The sequence below is a fragment of the Oleisolibacter albus genome (assembly GCF_003336875.1).
Lineage (GTDB): Bacteria > Pseudomonadota > Alphaproteobacteria > Azospirillales > Azospirillaceae > Niveispirillum > Niveispirillum album.
In genome coordinates this window covers 308644-323776 of record NZ_QGNJ01000002.1, presented here as the reverse complement: position 1 = coordinate 323776, position 15133 = coordinate 308644, and the positions used below count along the sequence as shown (strand labels likewise).

Genomic DNA, 15133 nt, shown 5'->3' with positions numbered 1-15133 from the left:
GAGGGCACAACCGCAAACACGGGGCGTCCCTCTCGCCCGTCCGCGGCGCGGCTGCTATCCTTGCGGGATGATCAGCCAAGACATGCCCGCGACGATCAGGGTGCTCGACCGCATGGGCCGGTCGGTGCGGGCGGGCTTGCGCCGGGGGCTCGACCTGATCCTGCCGCCGCGCTGCCTGGGCTGTGGTGTCGATGTGGACCGGACGGGAACCCTGTGCGCCCGCTGCTGGCAGGGGATCGACTTCATCGCCCCGCCCCTGTGCGCCTGCTGCGGCCTGCCCTTCGATGTGGCCCTGCCGGGGGACGCCCCCCTGCTCTGCCCGGCCTGCATCGCCCGCCCGCCCGCCTTCGACCGCTGCCGCAGCGTCTTCCGCTATGACGCGGCCAGCCGCGGGCTGGTGCTGGCCTTCAAGCATGCCGACCGCACGGACGCCGCCCCCGGCTTCGCGGGATGGCTGGCCCGCGCCGGCGCGGACCTGCTGGAGACGGCCGATCTGCTGGTGCCGGTGCCGCTGCACCGCTGGCGCCTGTTCCACCGCCGCTACAACCAGGCCGCCCTGCTGACGCGGGAGCTGGCGCGGCTGACGGGCCGGACGGCCGCACCCGACCTGCTGCTGCGCCGGCGCGACACCGGCACCCAGGGCGGCCGCAGCCGCCGCGGCCGTGCCCGCAACGTGGCCGGGGCGTTCACGGTCTCACCGCGATGGGCCGCGCGCCTGCGCGGGGCACGGGTGCTGCTGCTGGACGATGTGTTCACCACCGGCGCCACGGTGGAGGCGTGCAGCACCGCCCTGAAACGCGGCGGCGCCGCCGCGGTAGAGGTGCTGACCCTGGCCCGCGTGGTCCGGCCCGTGGCCCTGTCCCCGGCCCGCGACGGCTAGGCACGGCCTTACCGGCCCTGCACCGTTCCTGCGCACCTCCATGCGGGGTTTGCAGCGCAGCAGCGGCGCGCCATATTGACGGGGTGCAGCGGAAGGAGAGTGCCGGACATGCCCAAGGTGGAGATCTATACCAGCCCCTGGTGCGGGTACTGCGCGCGGGCCAAGCGCCTGCTGGACGCCAAGGGCGTCGCCTATGAGGAGATCGACATCATGGCCGAGCCGCGCCGCCGGCCGGAGATGGAGCAGCGCTCGGGCCGCCACACCGTGCCGCAGATCTTCGTCGACGACCAGTCGCTCGGCGGCTGCGACGACATCCACGCCCTGGACAAAGCGGGCAAGCTGGACGCGCTTCTGGGCCTGGGGGCCTGACCGCCATGGCGGAAGGCAATCCGGCAGAGACCGGCACGCCGGGGCCGGCCGGGGAACCGCGGGCCGGATCCCTGCGGGCGGCCGTCATCCAGGTCAATGCCGGGCCGGAGATCGGACCCAATCTGGAGATCGCCGGCGATTGGGTGCGCAAGGCCCGCGCCGCCGGGGCGGAGCTGATCTGCCTGCCCGAGAACGTGTCGATGATGGTGCAGGGCCGGGCCGGCATCCTGGCCCGGGCCACGCCGGAGGAGCGGCATCCCGGCGTCCCATTCTTCCGCGATCTGGCACGGGAGACCGGGGCCTGGATCATGACCGGCACCCTGGCCTGCCTGCTGGCCGACGGGCGCGTGGCCAACCGCGCCTTCCTGATCGATCCGGCGGGCGGCATCGTCGCCCGCTACGACAAGATCCACATGTTCGATGTGGATCTGCCCGGCGGCGAAAGCTACCGCGAGAGCGCCACCTACCGGCCGGGCGAAGCGGCGGTGGTCGCCCCCACACCCTGGGGCGGGCTGGGCCTGACCATCTGTTACGATCTGCGCTTCCCCCATCTCTACCGCGCCCTGGCCAAGGCCGGCGCCAGCCTGATCACCGTGCCGGCCGCCTTCACCGTGCCCACGGGCCGGGCCCACTGGCATGTGCTGCTGCGCGCCCGCGCCATCGAGACCGGCTGTTTCGTGCTGGCCCCGGCCCAGACCGGGCTGCATGACGGCGGGCGCGGCACCTATGGCCATGCCCTGATCGTCAGCCCCTGGGGCGAGGTGCTGGCCGACGCCGGGGAGGAGCCGGGCTTCGTCCTGGCCGATCTGGATCTGTCGCGGGTGGCCGAGGCCCGCCGCATGGTGCCGTCCCTGACCCACGACCGCGGGTTCGCCGGCCCCTGATCCCGGCGACAGGGTCCGATCCGGCGCGGCCGACCGCAGCACAGGCACGCCTTGCCGCGGTGGGCCGTGCCGTGCTCTTGTGCGGCGCCTGTCCGGGCGCGTCCGCCCGTCCTCTTTCCGTATGACCATGTCCCAGCGCTGGAAACTCACCCTCGAATATGACGGACGGCCCTTCGTCGGCTGGCAGCGTCAGGACAACGGCCCCTCGGTCCAGGGCTGCCTGGAGGAGGCGGTCCACCGCTTCGCCCAGGAGCGGGTGACGGTCCACGCCGCCGGGCGCACCGATGCCGGCGTGCATGCGCTGGGCATGGTGGCCAGCCTGGAACTGGAGAAGGGGACCACGGCCGACAAGGTGCGCGACGCCCTGAACTTCCATCTGAAGCCCAACCCCATCGCCGTGCTGCGGGTGGAGCCGGCAGGGCCGGAGTTCCATGCCCGCTTCTCCTGCCTGGGCCGGGCCTATCTCTACCGCATCGTCAACCGCCGGGCGCCGCTGGCGCTGGAGGCCGGCCGCGCCTGGCCGGTGAGCCAGCCCCTGGATGCCGAGGCCATGGACAGGGCGGCCAAGCGCCTTCTGGGCCTGCATGATTTCAGCAGCTTCCGCGCCGGCCAGTGCCAGGCCAGAAGCCCGGTCAAGACACTGGACCGGCTGGATGTGACCCGCGTGGGCGAGGAGGTGCATGTGGTCACCCGCGCCCGTTCCTTCCTGCACCATCAGGTCCGCAACATGGTGGGCACGCTGAAGCTGGTGGGCGAAGGCCGCTGGAGCGCCGACGATGTCAGCGCCGCGCTGGAGGCGCGCGACCGCGCCGCCGCCGGCCCCACCGCCCCGTCGGACGGGCTCTACTTCACCGAAGCCTGGTACGGCTGATCCCGGCCCCGCAGACGGGCGGGATCAGCCGGGGGCGTAGACCAGCGCATCGGTGATGCCGGACACCATCACCGTGATGATGACATCCAGCAGCACGAAGCCGGCGGCGGCGGGGATGGTGATGTCCAGGGCCGTCCGGGCGATGAAGCCGGAATAGACCAGCAGGGCGATGGCGACCGCGGTCATGATCGGCGTGCCCAGGGCCTGGGGCACCAGCCCGGTGGCCAGCAGCAGATAGACCAGGATCAGGAACACCACCTGCACCACGCTGGCCCAGTTGTAGGCGGCGACGTAAGCCGCGAAGTTCGCCGTGCTGCCGGTCAGCACCAGAACCTGCCGGGCGGCCAGCAGATAGGCGCCCAGCTCCACCACCTCGCCCACGCTTTCGCCGGCCAGCCGGTGCAGCACCCCGCCCGGCAACAGCGGCCGGCTGCTGCCGACCAGCAGCAGCAGCACCATATAGGCCGGGATCAGCAGCCACAGGGCCTGGAAACTGCGCCAGGCCCCCGCATCGGACCCGTCGATCCACCGCAGGCCCGCCCGGTCGAAACGGGCGAGGCGCAGGGCGCCATAAAGGCCGTAGGTGGCATCGCGGACGAAGCTCATGCAGCCATCCCGAAATAGCCGGTGATGACACGGGCGTAGATGTCGGCCAGACGGCGGATATCCTCCACCGCCACATGCTCGTCCACCTTGTGCATGGTCTGGCCGACCAGCCCGAACTCCACCACGGGGCAATGATCCTTGATGAAGCGGGCATCGGAGGTGCCGCCGGACGTGCTGAGCTCCGGCGTGCGGCCGGTCACCGCCGTCACGGCCCGGGCCACGGTCTCCACCAGCGGACCCGGCGGGGTCAGGAAGGCGACGCCGCTGGTCTGGATCGACAGGTCCCAGTCGCCGCCCACCTCCTCCAGCACGTCGCGGATGTGGAATTCCAGGCTTTCCGGCGTGTGCAGATCGTTGAAGCGGATGTTGAAGCGGGCCGTGCCCCTGGCCGGGATGACATTGCTGGCGGGATTGCCCACATCGATGCTGGTCAGCGCCAGGGTCGAGGGCTGGAAATGCGCCGTGCCCTCGTCCAGCGGGCTGCCGGTCAGCAGCGTCAGCGCCTGGGCCAGCCGCGGCAGCGGATTGTCGGCCAGATGCGGATAGGCCGTGTGCCCCTGCACCCCCAGCGCCGTCAGCGTGGCGGTCAGGCTGCCGCGGCGGCCGATCTTCATCATCTCGCCCAGGGCCTGGGGATTGGTGGGTTCGCCCACCACGCAGGCGTCGATGCGCTCGCCGCGCGCCTGCAGCCAGTCCAGCACCTTGACGGTGCCGTTGACGCCCGGCCCTTCCTCATCCCCGGTGATCAGCAGGGACAGGGAGCCGGCCGGCCGGCCCCGGGCGGCCAGAACGGACGAGACGGCGCCGACGAAGGCGGCCACCGCCCCCTTCATGTCGCTGGCGCCGCGGCCGAACAGTTTGCCGTCGATGATGGCGCCGCCGAACGGGTCCACCGACCAGGCGGCGGCATCGCCCGCCGGCACCACGTCGGTATGGCCGGCGAAGCAGAGATTAGGCCCCGCCGTGCCCAGCCGCGCATAGAGATTGTCCACCCGGTCGGTGCCGGGCGCCGCGAAGGGCAGGCGGGTGCAGGTGAAGCCCAGCCCCGCCAGTGCCGCCTGCAGCAGATCCAGCGCCCCGGCATCGGCCGGGGTGACGCTGGGGCAGCGGATGAGATCTTGGGCCAGGGTGACGGGATCGAGGCAGGACATGGACGGGCTTCTCTGGTCGGAACGGGGTGGACGGGGACCCGCGCCTGCGGGTCCAGGCCGCCGTTATTCCCTCATTCCCGCAACAGTTCATTGATCGAGGTCTTTGCGCGCGTCTTTTCGTCCACGCGCTTGACGATGACGGCGCAGTACAGGCTGGGGCCCGGCGTGCCGTCCGGCAGCGGCTTGCCCGGCAGGCTGCCCGACACCACCACGGAATAGGCCGGGACGCGGCCCATGAACACCTCGCCGGTGGCGCGGTCGATGATCTTGGTGCTGGCGCCGAGATAGACACCCATGGACAGCACCGATCCGCGCTCGACGATGACGCCTTCCGCCACCTCGGCCCGGGCGCCGATGAAGCAGTCATCCTCGATGATGACGGGGTTGGCCTGCAGCGGCTCCAGCACGCCACCGATGCCGGCGCCGCCGGACAGGTGGACATTGCGGCCGATCTGGGCGCAGGAGCCGACGGTGGCCCAGGTGTCGACCATGGTGCCGCGGTCCACATAGGCGCCCACATTGACGAAGCTGGGCATCAGCACCGTGCCGGGGGCGATGTGGGCGCTGTGGCGCACCACGGCGCCGGGAACGGCACGGAAACCGGCCTGGCGCCAGCGCGCCTCGTCCCAGCCCACGAACTTCGACGGCACCTTGTCGAACCAGCTGGCCCCGCCGGGGCCGCCGGCGATCACGGCATTGTCGTTGAGGCGGAAGGACAGCAGCACCGCCTTCTTCAGCCACTGGTTCACCACCCAGGCATCGCCCTGTTTCTCCGCCACCCGCAGCGTGCCGCTGTCCAGCAGCGACAGCGCCGTCTCCACGGCGGTGCGGACGGGGCCGGTCGTGCCGGTGTTCAGCGTGTCGCGCTGATCCCAGGCCTGATCGATGGTGCGCTGCAGGTCGGTGTGGCTCATGGCGGTCTGTCGTGCGCTTCTGCTGGGGGATAACGCTGCGGACCATGGGACAGGGCGCCCGCCCTGTCAACGCATGCCCCCCCTGCACAGGCGCCCCGCCGGCCGGAACGGGCCAACCGCCAGACCGCGGGCCTCAGGCCGGCTGAACCGCCGCGCCGTCACCGGCGCCGATGCCGGCCAGCGCCGCCAGCCAGGCCACCAGATCATCGACCACATGGTGGACATGGGTGCCCTGGCCCAGGCCGCCCTGGTCCGGCCGGCTCCAGTCCGCGTCGGTGCGCACCCAGACCGTGGTCATGCCCAGCGCCGCCGCCGGGGCCAGATTGCGGGCGATGTCCTCCACCATGGCGGCCCGCGACGGATCGACGCCATGCTGCTTCACGAAGGTGTCGTAGGCCGCGGGGTCGGGCTTCGGCACATAGCCGGCGGCGACGATGTCGAAGATGCCGTCGATGCGGCGGTCGATGCCCAGCCGGGCCAGGATGTTCTCGGCATGGCGGGTGGAGCCGTTGGTGTAGACCAGCTTGCGCCCCGGCAGCCGCGCCAGCGCCTCGTCCAGCAGGGCCGAGGGCGCCACCGGCGTCACATCGATGTCGTGGACATAGTCCAGGAACGGGATCGGGTCGATGTCGTGCTCCAGCATCAGCCCGCGCAGCGAGGTGCCGTATTCCCGGAAATAGGCCTTCTGCTTGCGCCGCGCCTCCTCGTAGGGGAGGCCGAACCGCTCGGCGATGTAATCGCCGATGCGGCGGTCCACCTGGGCGAACAGGTTGCAGCTGGACGGATAGAGCGTGTTGTCCAGGTCGAACACCCAGTGTTCCACATGGGCGAAGCTGGCCGCATCGAAGGTGGCCGCGTTGGGTTCGGTCGTCATGCCGGGAGAATGGGGCCGCCGGCGGGCAGCGGCAAGCCCTGATACCACCGCGATCAGCCCGATATGGACTTTAGGTCATGACCATCGGCGATAGACGCGACCGGCCTGCTGGGGTAGGAGATCATTAAGAATTGTTCGTGCGGAGTATCCGTTCTTGCCGGCCGATGCCGAGATCTTCGCTGCCGCTACGCCCCTGACCGCGACGCCGGCCGGACCGGACCGGTCCGTCGATCTCCGCGCCCTGATGCAGAACTGGCCGGGGCCGGCGCTGCTGCTGACCATCGACGGGACCCCGGCGGACCAGAACGGGCGGGCCGATGCGCTGGCCGCCATCACTCCCGGCTGGGCCGATGATCTCTGCCGCTGGGTCGCCGCGGGCGGCCCGCAGGTGGACCCCGTCCGCTCGCTGCCGGTGCAGACCGATCATGGGCCGGGCGTGGTGGAGTTCACCATCACGCCACTGCGCGCCGGCGACGGGCTGCTGCTGCTGTGCCTGGGCCGTGACGCCACGCTGGAACGCCGGCTGCGCCAGGCCCTGACGGAGTCGCGCCAGCGCTACAAGGATCTGGTGGACATCTCCAGCGACTTCGCCTGGGAGGTGGGGCCGGACGGGCGCTTCATCTTCGTGTCCCCGGCCGGGGCCATCGGCTACAGCGCCGACGAGCTGGTGGGCCGCGACCCGGTGGAGCTGGTGCTGCCGGAGTTCGCCGACCAGCCCCTGCCGTTCCAGACCCGCGACCCCATCGAGCGGGTGGAGGTCTGGCTGCGGGCCAAGGACGGCAGCGATGCCTGCCTGATCTCCTCCGCCGTGCCGCTGCCGGGGCCGTGCGGCCGCTGGCAGGGCGCCCGCGGCGCCTGCCGCAACATCACCGAGGCGCGGCTGAAGGGCATGGAGCTGGCCCGTGCCCGGCTGCGCGAGCAGTATCTCGGCTATATCATCTCCTCCACCCGCGACGATGTGGACCCGGCCCGCACGCTGGAGATCGCCGCCGGCGTGGCCGTCAACGCCACCGGCGCCGAGGGCGGGCGCCTGTTCGCCCGGCTGGCCGACGGCTACCGCGAGGCCGCCGGCACCGGCGCGCTGCCGCCGGCCGTGGCGGAGCGGGTGCCGGAGCTGATGCAGCGGCTGGACACGCAGCCGCTGACCAGCCTGTCGGACGAGGGCGGGCTGTCGCTGCTGGCGGCCCGCACCCTGTTCCAGCAGGAGGTCAACGGCGTCATCCTGGTCTGGCGCACCCAGCCCTTCGGCAGCGAGGATGGCGGCATGGTCCAGGCCATCGCCGACCATGTGGGCGTGGTGGTGGCCCAGGCCCGCTATCAGGAACGGCTGAAGACCCTGTCGGAGCGGGACGAGCTGACCGGCCTGCTGAACCGCCGCGCCTTCCTGGAGGCGCTGGACCACCGGCTGCTGCGCAAGAGCGGCGGGTCCGCCCTGCTCTATTTCGACCTGGACAACTTCAAGGCCGTCAATGACAGCCAGGGTCACGGCGCCGGCGACGCCGTGCTGCAGGCCGTGGGCTCGCTGCTGACGCGGCTGGCCCGGCCCGGCGACATGGCCGGCCGCCTGGGCGGCGACGAGTTCGTGCTGTGGGTCGACCGGGTGACCGAGGCGCAGGCCCTGTCCGTGGCCGACCGGCTGCTGCGCGAGGCGGCGGCCCTGCTGCGGCCCCTGTCCGCCGCGCCGGAACTGCCGCTGGGCGTGTCGGTGGGGGTGGCCGTGCATCAGGGCGGCGCCGGTGCCGAGCCGTCGCAACGGCTGGTGGACCGGGCCGATCAGGCCATGTATGCGGCCAAGCGCCAGGGCAAGGGTCACTGCGCCCTGGCACCGGCCGCCGAGGCGGGGGCCCCGGCATGATCACCCCGCACGATGGCGCCCTGGACTATGACACCGCCAAGCGGCTGGCGGTCAGCGCCGATCCCGGTGAGCGCCGCCGGGTGGCCGGCAGCGCCGCGACCCGGCCGGAGCTTCTGTATTTCCTGGCCAATGACCGCAGCGCCGAGGTGCGGCGCGAGATCGCCCGCAACCGCGCCACCCCGCGCCAGGCCGACCTGCTGCTGGTCAAGGACCCGGACGAGGAGGTGCGCGGCAGCCTGGCCGCCAAGATCGCCGCCCTGGCCCCGACCCTGGCCGCCGCCCAGCTGGGCCAGATCGAGCGCATGACGCTGGAGGTGCTGGAGGCCCTGGCCCGTGACCAGGCCACGGCCGTGCGCCAGGTGGTGGCCGAAACCCTGAAGCAGCAGGCCGACGCCCCGCCCCACATCATCCAGCAGCTGGCCCGCGACCTGGAACTGTCGGTCAGCGGCCCGGTGCTGCGCCATTCGCCGCTGCTGACCGACCAGGATCTGCTGGAGATCATCGCCGGCCGCCCGCTGGACGGGCAGCTGGTGGCCATCGCCGAACGCGCCGGCCTGTCGGCCGCCGTCTGCGCCGCCGTGGCCAGCACCGAGAGCGAGGCCGCCGTCGCCAGCCTGCTGGGCAACGAGTCGGCCCAGATCCGCGAGGAGACGCTGGACCGTATCATCGAGATGGCGCCGCGGCACGAGCCCTGGCACGGGCCGCTGGTGCGGCGGCCGCATCTGCCGGCAGGAGCGGCGGTGCGGCTGGCCGGCTTCGTGGCCGAACAGCTGGTGCGGGTGCTGGAAAGCCGGCCCGACCTGCCGCTGACGGTGCGCAGCGCCGTGGCCGAGGCGGTGAAGGCGCGGCTGCCGGCCGATCCGCCCGACATCGGCATCGAGACCGCCGCCGACGAGGCATCGAAGGAACGCCCCATGGACCGGGCCCGCCGGCTGCAGGCCGAGGGCACGCTGGACGAGGACGCCGTCTCCGCCGCCCTGACCCGCGGCGACCGCGGGCTGGTGCTGGCGGCCCTGGCCGTGCTCAGCGGCTACGGGCTGGAGGATGTGGACCGGGTCGTCGCCGGCCAGAGCCCGCGCGGCGTCACCGCCCTGTGCTGGAAAGCCGGGCTGAGCATGCGCTTCTGCCGGCAGGTGCAGCTGCGTCTGGCCACGATCCCGCCCACGGCCGTGCTGAACGCCCGCAACGGCACCGACTATCCCATGACCGAGACCGAGCTGAAATGGCAGCTGGAGTTCTTCGGCCTGAAGGCGTGATTCCCCCCGGCTGCTGATGAAAAAAGGCGGCGCCCGAAGGCGCCGCCGATCAGTGAGGTATTCAAGGGAGCACCGAATCCGGTGCCTCATGGCGTGCCCGGTGCAGCGGGCACCCCGGCGGAACCGCCCGATCCTGCTGGTGGCTTAATCCCAGGCCAGGACCGTCACGAATCCCGCTGTACTGACCGCGGTCCAGAGCGCATGGGAGACGGGTCGTCCAGCGGACCCGTCGACGTCCGAACCCCCGGCGGCTGTAGCGGGCAACGCCGGTCGGTCAGAAAGGGCCGACCCGTTCAGCTGGGCCGGCCCGCAACTCTCGCTCGCGCACGGGTCCCCGTGCGCGGGAATCCTGCAATCCATGGCAGCACCTCCCCGGGTCCACACCCGCCCCGCCCGGTGGCCCGCCCCTTCAGCTGGACGGAAACACCCGCACGGGGCCGTGTGGAGAAGTGAACCCCGCGACGGGGCGGCGGAGGGGGACGGCGATCCTGCGCGCCATCCCGTCCCTGGCGGGACCCGGTGCCGCCGATCCGGTTCCCTTCAGCGGAACCGGACCGGGCAGGCTGGCCCCCTCGCGGGGTTGGAGGAGCGATGGCGATCCTGCGCGCCACCGCCCGGGAGGCGTCCCGGCATCTTCAGCGATGCCGGGAGGCCGGACCGGACACCGGTTCTCAGTGGAACTGGTCGGTCTCGGTCGAGTCCTTCATGGCGGTGGTGCTGGACTGGCCGCCGGTGATGGCCAGGCTGACGGCATCGAAGTAGCCGGTGCCGACCTCGCGCTGGTGCTTGACGGCGGTGAAGCCCTTCTCCACCGCGGCGAATTCGCGCTGCTGCATCTCGGAGTAGGCGGCCATGCCGCGCTCCTTGTAGCCCTTGGCCAGCTCGAAGGTGGCCAGATTGAGGCTGTGGAAGCCGGCCAGGGTCACGAACTGGTACTTGTACCCCATGGCGCCCAGTTCCTGCTGGTACTTGGCGATGGTCGCCTCGTCCAGGTTGGCCTTCCAGTTGAAGGAGGGCGAGCAGTTGTAGGCCAGGATCTTGCCGGGGAACTGCTTGTGGATGGCCTCGGCGAACTTGCGGGCGTCGTCCAGATTCGGCTTCGACGTCTCCCACCACAGCATGTCGGCGTAGGGCGCATATTCCAGGCCGCGGGCGATGCAGTAATCCACCCCCACACCCTTCCTGATGCGGAAGAAGCCTTCCGGCGTGCGGTCGTTGCGGTCGATGAAGGGATGGTCGCGCTCATCCACGTCGGAGGTGATGAGCTGGGCGCTTTCCGCGTCGGTGCGGGCCACCACCAGCGTGCTGGTGCCGCAGACATCGGCGGCCAGACGGGCGGCGTTCAGCGTGCGGATGAACTGCTGGATCGGGATCAGCACCTTGCCGCCGAGATGGCCGCACTTCTTCTCCGAGGCCAGCTGGTCCTCGAAGTGGACGGCGGCGGCGCCGGCCTCGATCATGCCCTTCATCAGCTCGAAGGCGTTCAGCGGACCGCCGAAGCCGGCCTCGGCGTCGGCGATGATCGGCGCGAACCAGTAGGTGTCGCCCTTGCCTTCCATGGTCTGGATCTGGTCGGCGCGCTGCAGCGCATTGTTGATGCGCTTCACCACCATCGGCACCGAGTTGGCGGGATAGAGCGACTGGTCCGGGTACATCTGGCCGGCCAGATTGGCGTCGGCCGCCACCTGCCAGCCCGAGAGATAGATGGCTTCCAGCCCGGCCTTGACATGCTGCACAGCCTGGTTGCCGGTGAAGGCGCCCAGCGTGTGGACATAGGGACGGGTGTGCAGCAGCTCCCACAGGCGCTTGGCGCCCATTTCGGCCAGCGTATACTCGATCTTCACCGAGCCGGCCAGACGGCGCACATCCTCGGCCGTGAAGTCACGGCGGATACCCTCGAAGCGCTTGGCGTGGATCGCGTCCAGATCGGCCGTCTTGGTGCCGTTGTCGAGCGGGGCCATATGTCAACTCCTCTCCATACCGTCGGCGCTGCCGGTTGTGTTTCTCCGCCCTGGACCAGGTCCGGCGGCCTGCCGGTGTTCCTGGGCTTCGCGGCGGACACTCCGGCGTGGCACTCCACATCGAAGCCCCCGCTGCCCGGCGAATGATGCAGCGCACACATCAGGAGAATGCTCATGCCCCTGCCCCTGTTCAATAAGGGCTTGATCGTAAAATGGTCTTGTTGTCACACTCTGTAACGCCGCCATCTGTAGTGTTGTAAATTCTGTAAATTATTGCAGAGGCGGCACGGGACGGCGGGGGAACGGGGACCATGTCGGAAAAGAAGGCCATGCTGGGCCACAAGGTGCGGCGGCTGCGCCGCGACCTGAAGATGACCCAGGCCCAGATGGCGGAGGAGCTGGGCATCTCCGCCAGCTATCTCAACCTGATCGAGGCCAACCAGCGGCCGCTGACGGTGCCGCTCTTGCTGAAGATCGCCGGCGTCTACGGCATCGACATGGCCAGCTTCGCCGAGGATGACGAGACACGGCTGGTGGCCGGGCTGAAGGAGGTGTTCGCCGACCCGCTGTTCGAGACCGGCGACATCAAGAACCAGGACATGAAGGAGCTGGCGGCCGTGGCCCCCACCCTGGGACAGGCCGTGGTCCAGCTCTATCGCGCCTACCGCGAGGCGCGGCAGGACCTGTCGGCCCTGGCCGAGAGCATGGTGGACGGCGACAAGGTCCAGCCCGGCAATGTCCAGGCCTTCCCGCAGGAGGATGTGGGCGAATTCTTCCAGGCTCAGCTGAACCATTTCCCGGAGGTGGAAACGGCGGCCGAGAGCCTGTGGCTGGACGCCGATCTCGATTCCGGCGACCTCTATGGCAGTCTGGCCGCGCATCTGCATAAGTCCCATTCGGTACGGGTCAAGCTGATGCCGGTGGATGTCATGGGCAGCGCCGTCTGCCGCTATGACCGGCATTCACGCCGCGTGCTGGTCTCGGAAATGCTGCCGCCGGCGGCGCGCACCTTCCATCTCGCCGCCCAGATCGGCCTGTTGAAGCACCGGGACCTGCTGCAGGGCATCGTGACCCAGGGCGGCTTCTCCAGCGAGGACGCGAAGCGGCTGGCCCTGATCGGCCTCAGTGGGGTCTTCGCTGGCGCCGTGATGATGCCCTATGGCCGCTTCCTCCAGGCGGCCCGCAGCCTGCGCTACGACGTGGAACTGCTGATGCACCGGTTCGGCGCCAGCTTCGAGCAGGTCTGCCACCGGCTGACCGCGCTGCAACGGCCCGGCGCCAAGGGCGTGCCTTTCTTCTTCCTGCGCATCGACAATGCCGGCAACATCTCCAAGCGCTTCAGCGCCACGCCGGGCTTCCATTTCGCCCGCTTCGGCGGCGCCTGCCCGCGCTGGAACATCCATGACGCCTTCCGCCTGCCCGGCGCCATCCAGACCCAGCTGGCCCGGCTGCCGGACGGAACCACCTATTTCTCCATCGCCCGCCGCGTGGTGAAGCCCGGCGGCGGCTGGAAGCGGCCGGCCCGCCAGTTCGCCATCGCCCTGGGCACCGACATCGCCCATGCCGGCCAGCTGGTCTATGCCGACGGCGTCGATCTGTCGAACCTGGAGGCCGCCACCCCCATCGGCGTCAACTGCCGCATCTGCCCGCGGCTGGACTGCACGCTGCGCGCCTTCCCGCCGCTGAACCACCGGCTGGAGGCGGACGAGCATATCCGCGGAATCACAAGCTATGTGGAGGTGGGGGTCCGCTGAGGCACGGCGGGAGGCACCGGGCGCGGCCGGTCCCCCCACCCTGCCGTCCTTATTCCACCCTCATGCCCGGATGCCGGCCAGGAAGCCGTCCACCTGACGGCGCAGCTGGTCGGCCTCACGCGACAGGCTGGCGGCGGCGCCCTGGACCTGGCTGGCGGCCAGCCCCGTCTCCCCTGCCGCCTGGCTGACCTCGCCGATGACGTGGCTGACCTGCTCGGTGCCCTGGGCGGCGCGGGCCACATTGCCGGCGATGTCCCGCGTGGCCGCCTGCTGCTGCTCGATGGCGGCGGCGATGGCCGTGGCGATGCCGCTCAGGCGCGTGATGGTGGCCGCCACCCCGTCGATGGCCCCGGCGGCCTGAGCGGTGGAGCCCTGGATACCCTGCACCTGGGCGGCGATCTCTTCCGTCGCCTTCTGGGTCTGCTGCGCCAGGGTCTTGACCTCGCTGGCCACCACGGCGAAGCCTTTCCCGGCCTCTCCCGCCCGCGCCGCCTCGATGGTGGCGTTGAGCGCCAGCAGGTTGGTCTGGCTGGCGATGGTGTTGATCAACTGCACCACCATGCCGATGCGCTGCGCCGTCTCCGCCAGGGCGGCCATGGTCTGCTTGGCCTGGGCCGCCTCCTCCACCGCCTGTCCGGCCACACGGCTGCTGTCGCCGACCTGCCGGGCGATCTCCTGGATCGAGGCCGACAGCTCCTCGGTGGCGCCGGCCACGGTGCCGACATTGGCGCTGGCCTGGCCGGCGGCGGCGGCCACCGTGCCGGACTGGCGGGTGGTCTCCTCGGCCGTGGCACCCAGGGCCGAGGCCGAAGCCTCCATCTCCGTGGCCGCCGCGGCCACGGCGTCCACCACACCCTTCACGCCGTTCTCAAAGGTGTCGGCCAGCCGCAGCAGTTCCTGCCGGCGCAGCTCTTCGGCCTGCTGCTTCTGCGCCGCCGTTTCCGCCTCCAGGTCCCGCGCCCGCCGCGCGGCCAGCCGCAGCACGTCCAGGGCCCGGGCCACCTCGCCCATCTCGTCCCGCAGCCCGGTGCCGGGCACGGGCCGGTCCAGCTGGCCGCCGGCCAGCGCCTGGGCGGAGGCCACAGCCGCCCGCAGGGGGACGCGGATGGAGCGGATCAGCATCCAGGCCGCCACAACCGCCGCCGCCAGGATCGACAGGATGCGCAGGGCCGCGCTTCTGGCCTCCGCCAGGAACCGGGCCTGCACATCATCGGTGTACAGCCCGGTGCCGATGATCCAGCCCCAGGCATCGAAGGGGGTGACGTAGGAGATCTTGTCCACCGGCTCGCTGGCGCCGGGCTTGGGCCAGAGATAGTCCACATAGCCGGAGCGCCCGCCGGCCGTGGCCTCGACGAAGGCCATGAACAGGCGCTTGCCCGTGGGATCGGCGGTGGCCGACAGATCCTTGCCTTCCAGTTCCGGCTTGATCGGGTGCATCACCATCACGGGATGACGGTCATTGACCCAGATATACTCGGAGCCGCTGTAGCGCAGGGCGCGCAACGCCGTCAGCGCCGCGGCCTTGGCCTCGGCCTCCGTCATCTCGCCGCGGGCAGCACGCTCCTGATAGCCCGCCACCACCGAGCGCCCCGCCTCCGCCACCGAGCGCACCAGCTCGCGCCGGGATTCCAGCAGGGCCCCGCGCTGGGCCGCCAGGTCAAGGATCTGCGTGCCGGCCAGCGCCAGCCCCAGAAGACCGGCCAGCAGCGCCAGACGGCCCCCGACATTCACACGCGACAGCAGATCCATCGTGATGTT

The 15133-nt window shown here is 70.9% G+C and carries 13 protein-coding genes; 7 read left to right on the top strand and 6 right to left on the bottom strand.

The features are described 5' to 3' along the window. Positions 1-82: 82 nt before the first annotated feature. The 4 genes from DK368_RS04495 to truA all read left to right on the top strand — a co-directional run bounded on the left by DK368_RS04495 (position 83) and on the right by truA (position 3004). Complete coding sequence (locus DK368_RS04495) at positions 83-880, top strand: ComF family protein (RefSeq protein WP_240002334.1); 798 nt, start codon at positions 83-85, stop codon at positions 878-880. A gap of 108 nt (positions 881-988) precedes the next feature. Further along, entirely contained in the window at positions 989-1249 is a 261-nt protein-coding gene (gene grxC, locus DK368_RS04490; protein WP_114392370.1) for a glutaredoxin 3, read from the top strand. Between the two features lie 5 nt (positions 1250-1254). Beyond that, the gene (locus DK368_RS04485; protein WP_114392368.1) at positions 1255-2133 is read left to right on the top strand and encodes a carbon-nitrogen hydrolase family protein; all 879 of its coding nucleotides are present in this window, start codon (positions 1255-1257) and stop codon (positions 2131-2133) included. Between the two features lie 121 nt (positions 2134-2254). Further along, complete coding sequence (truA, locus tag DK368_RS04480) at positions 2255-3004, top strand: tRNA pseudouridine(38-40) synthase TruA (RefSeq protein WP_240002333.1); 750 nt, start codon at positions 2255-2257, stop codon at positions 3002-3004. 24 nt (positions 3005-3028) lie between these two features. Here the strand turns inward: truA and DK368_RS04475 are convergent, their stop codons facing one another. From DK368_RS04475 to DK368_RS04460, 4 genes are all read right to left on the bottom strand, one after another. Next, entirely contained in the window at positions 3029-3610 is a 582-nt protein-coding gene (locus DK368_RS04475; RefSeq protein ID WP_114392366.1) for a hypothetical protein, read from the bottom strand. Beyond that, the gene (gene dapE, locus DK368_RS04470) at positions 3607-4761 is read right to left on the bottom strand and encodes a succinyl-diaminopimelate desuccinylase (RefSeq protein WP_114392365.1); all 1155 of its coding nucleotides are present in this window, start codon (positions 4759-4761) and stop codon (positions 3607-3609) included. Before dapE ends, DK368_RS04475 begins: the two co-directional genes overlap by 4 nt. A 71-nt stretch (positions 4762-4832) precedes the next feature. Next, positions 4833-5675: a 2,3,4,5-tetrahydropyridine-2,6-dicarboxylate N-succinyltransferase gene (gene dapD, locus DK368_RS04465; RefSeq protein ID WP_114392362.1), complete on the bottom strand. Its 843-nt coding sequence runs from the start codon at positions 5673-5675 to the stop codon at positions 4833-4835. 133 nt (positions 5676-5808) lie between these two features. Beyond that, complete coding sequence (locus tag DK368_RS04460) at positions 5809-6549, bottom strand: pyrimidine 5'-nucleotidase (RefSeq protein WP_114392361.1); 741 nt, start codon at positions 6547-6549, stop codon at positions 5809-5811. A 154-nt stretch (positions 6550-6703) separates the two neighbouring features. On the opposite strand from DK368_RS04460, the gene DK368_RS04455 reads away from it, so the two are divergent. Continuing rightward, positions 6704-8404, top strand: a complete 1701-nt coding sequence (locus DK368_RS04455; protein WP_114392359.1) for a sensor domain-containing diguanylate cyclase — start codon at positions 6704-6706, stop codon at positions 8402-8404. Continuing rightward, positions 8401-9660, top strand: a complete 1260-nt coding sequence (locus DK368_RS04450; RefSeq protein WP_114392358.1) for a DUF2336 domain-containing protein — start codon at positions 8401-8403, stop codon at positions 9658-9660. The genes DK368_RS04455 and DK368_RS04450 overlap by 4 nt, the downstream gene beginning before the upstream one ends. A 671-nt stretch (positions 9661-10331) precedes the next feature. Here DK368_RS04450 and aceA read toward each other — a convergent pair. Further along, the gene (gene aceA / locus DK368_RS04445; protein WP_114392356.1) at positions 10332-11621 is read right to left on the bottom strand and encodes an isocitrate lyase; all 1290 of its coding nucleotides are present in this window, start codon (positions 11619-11621) and stop codon (positions 10332-10334) included. A gap of 311 nt (positions 11622-11932) precedes the next feature. Between aceA and DK368_RS04440 the strand changes: the two genes are divergently transcribed. Then, positions 11933-13375: a helix-turn-helix domain-containing protein gene (locus DK368_RS04440; protein ID WP_114392354.1), complete on the top strand. Its 1443-nt coding sequence runs from the start codon at positions 11933-11935 to the stop codon at positions 13373-13375. 60 nt (positions 13376-13435) lie between these two features. Here DK368_RS04440 and DK368_RS04435 read toward each other — a convergent pair whose 3' ends face one another. Then, positions 13436-15124 carry a methyl-accepting chemotaxis protein gene (locus tag DK368_RS04435; RefSeq protein WP_162305860.1) on the bottom strand — a complete coding sequence of 563 codons (1689 nt, stop codon included), beginning with the start codon at positions 15122-15124 and terminating at the stop codon, positions 13436-13438. Positions 15125-15133: the final 9 nt, after the last annotated feature.

Bases quoted from the DNA above. Each gene is read 5' to 3' on its own strand.
- DK368_RS04440 (WP_114392354.1), top strand. From the start codon at position 11,933: ATGTCGGAAAAGAAGGCCATGCTGGGCCACAAGGTGCGGCGGCTGCGC.
- DK368_RS04460 (WP_114392361.1), bottom strand. From the start codon at position 6,549: ATGACGACCGAACCCAACGCGGCCACCTTCGATGCGGCCAGCTTCGCC.
- dapD (WP_114392362.1), bottom strand. From the start codon at position 5,675: ATGAGCCACACCGACCTGCAGCGCACCATCGATCAGGCCTGGGATCAG.
- truA (WP_240002333.1), top strand. From the start codon at position 2,255: ATGACCATGTCCCAGCGCTGGAAACTCACCCTCGAATATGACGGACGG.
- DK368_RS04450 (WP_114392358.1), top strand. From the start codon at position 8,401: ATGATCACCCCGCACGATGGCGCCCTGGACTATGACACCGCCAAGCGG.
- grxC (WP_114392370.1), top strand. From the start codon at position 989: ATGCCCAAGGTGGAGATCTATACCAGCCCCTGGTGCGGGTACTGCGCG.
- DK368_RS04495 (WP_240002334.1), top strand. From the start codon at position 83: ATGCCCGCGACGATCAGGGTGCTCGACCGCATGGGCCGGTCGGTGCGG.
- dapE (WP_114392365.1), bottom strand. From the start codon at position 4,761: ATGTCCTGCCTCGATCCCGTCACCCTGGCCCAAGATCTCATCCGCTGC.
- DK368_RS04485 (WP_114392368.1), top strand. From the start codon at position 1,255: ATGGCGGAAGGCAATCCGGCAGAGACCGGCACGCCGGGGCCGGCCGGG.
- DK368_RS04435 (WP_162305860.1), bottom strand. From the start codon at position 15,124: ATGGATCTGCTGTCGCGTGTGAATGTCGGGGGCCGTCTGGCGCTGCTG.
- DK368_RS04475 (WP_114392366.1), bottom strand. From the start codon at position 3,610: ATGAGCTTCGTCCGCGATGCCACCTACGGCCTTTATGGCGCCCTGCGC.
- aceA (WP_114392356.1), bottom strand. From the start codon at position 11,621: ATGGCCCCGCTCGACAACGGCACCAAGACGGCCGATCTGGACGCGATC.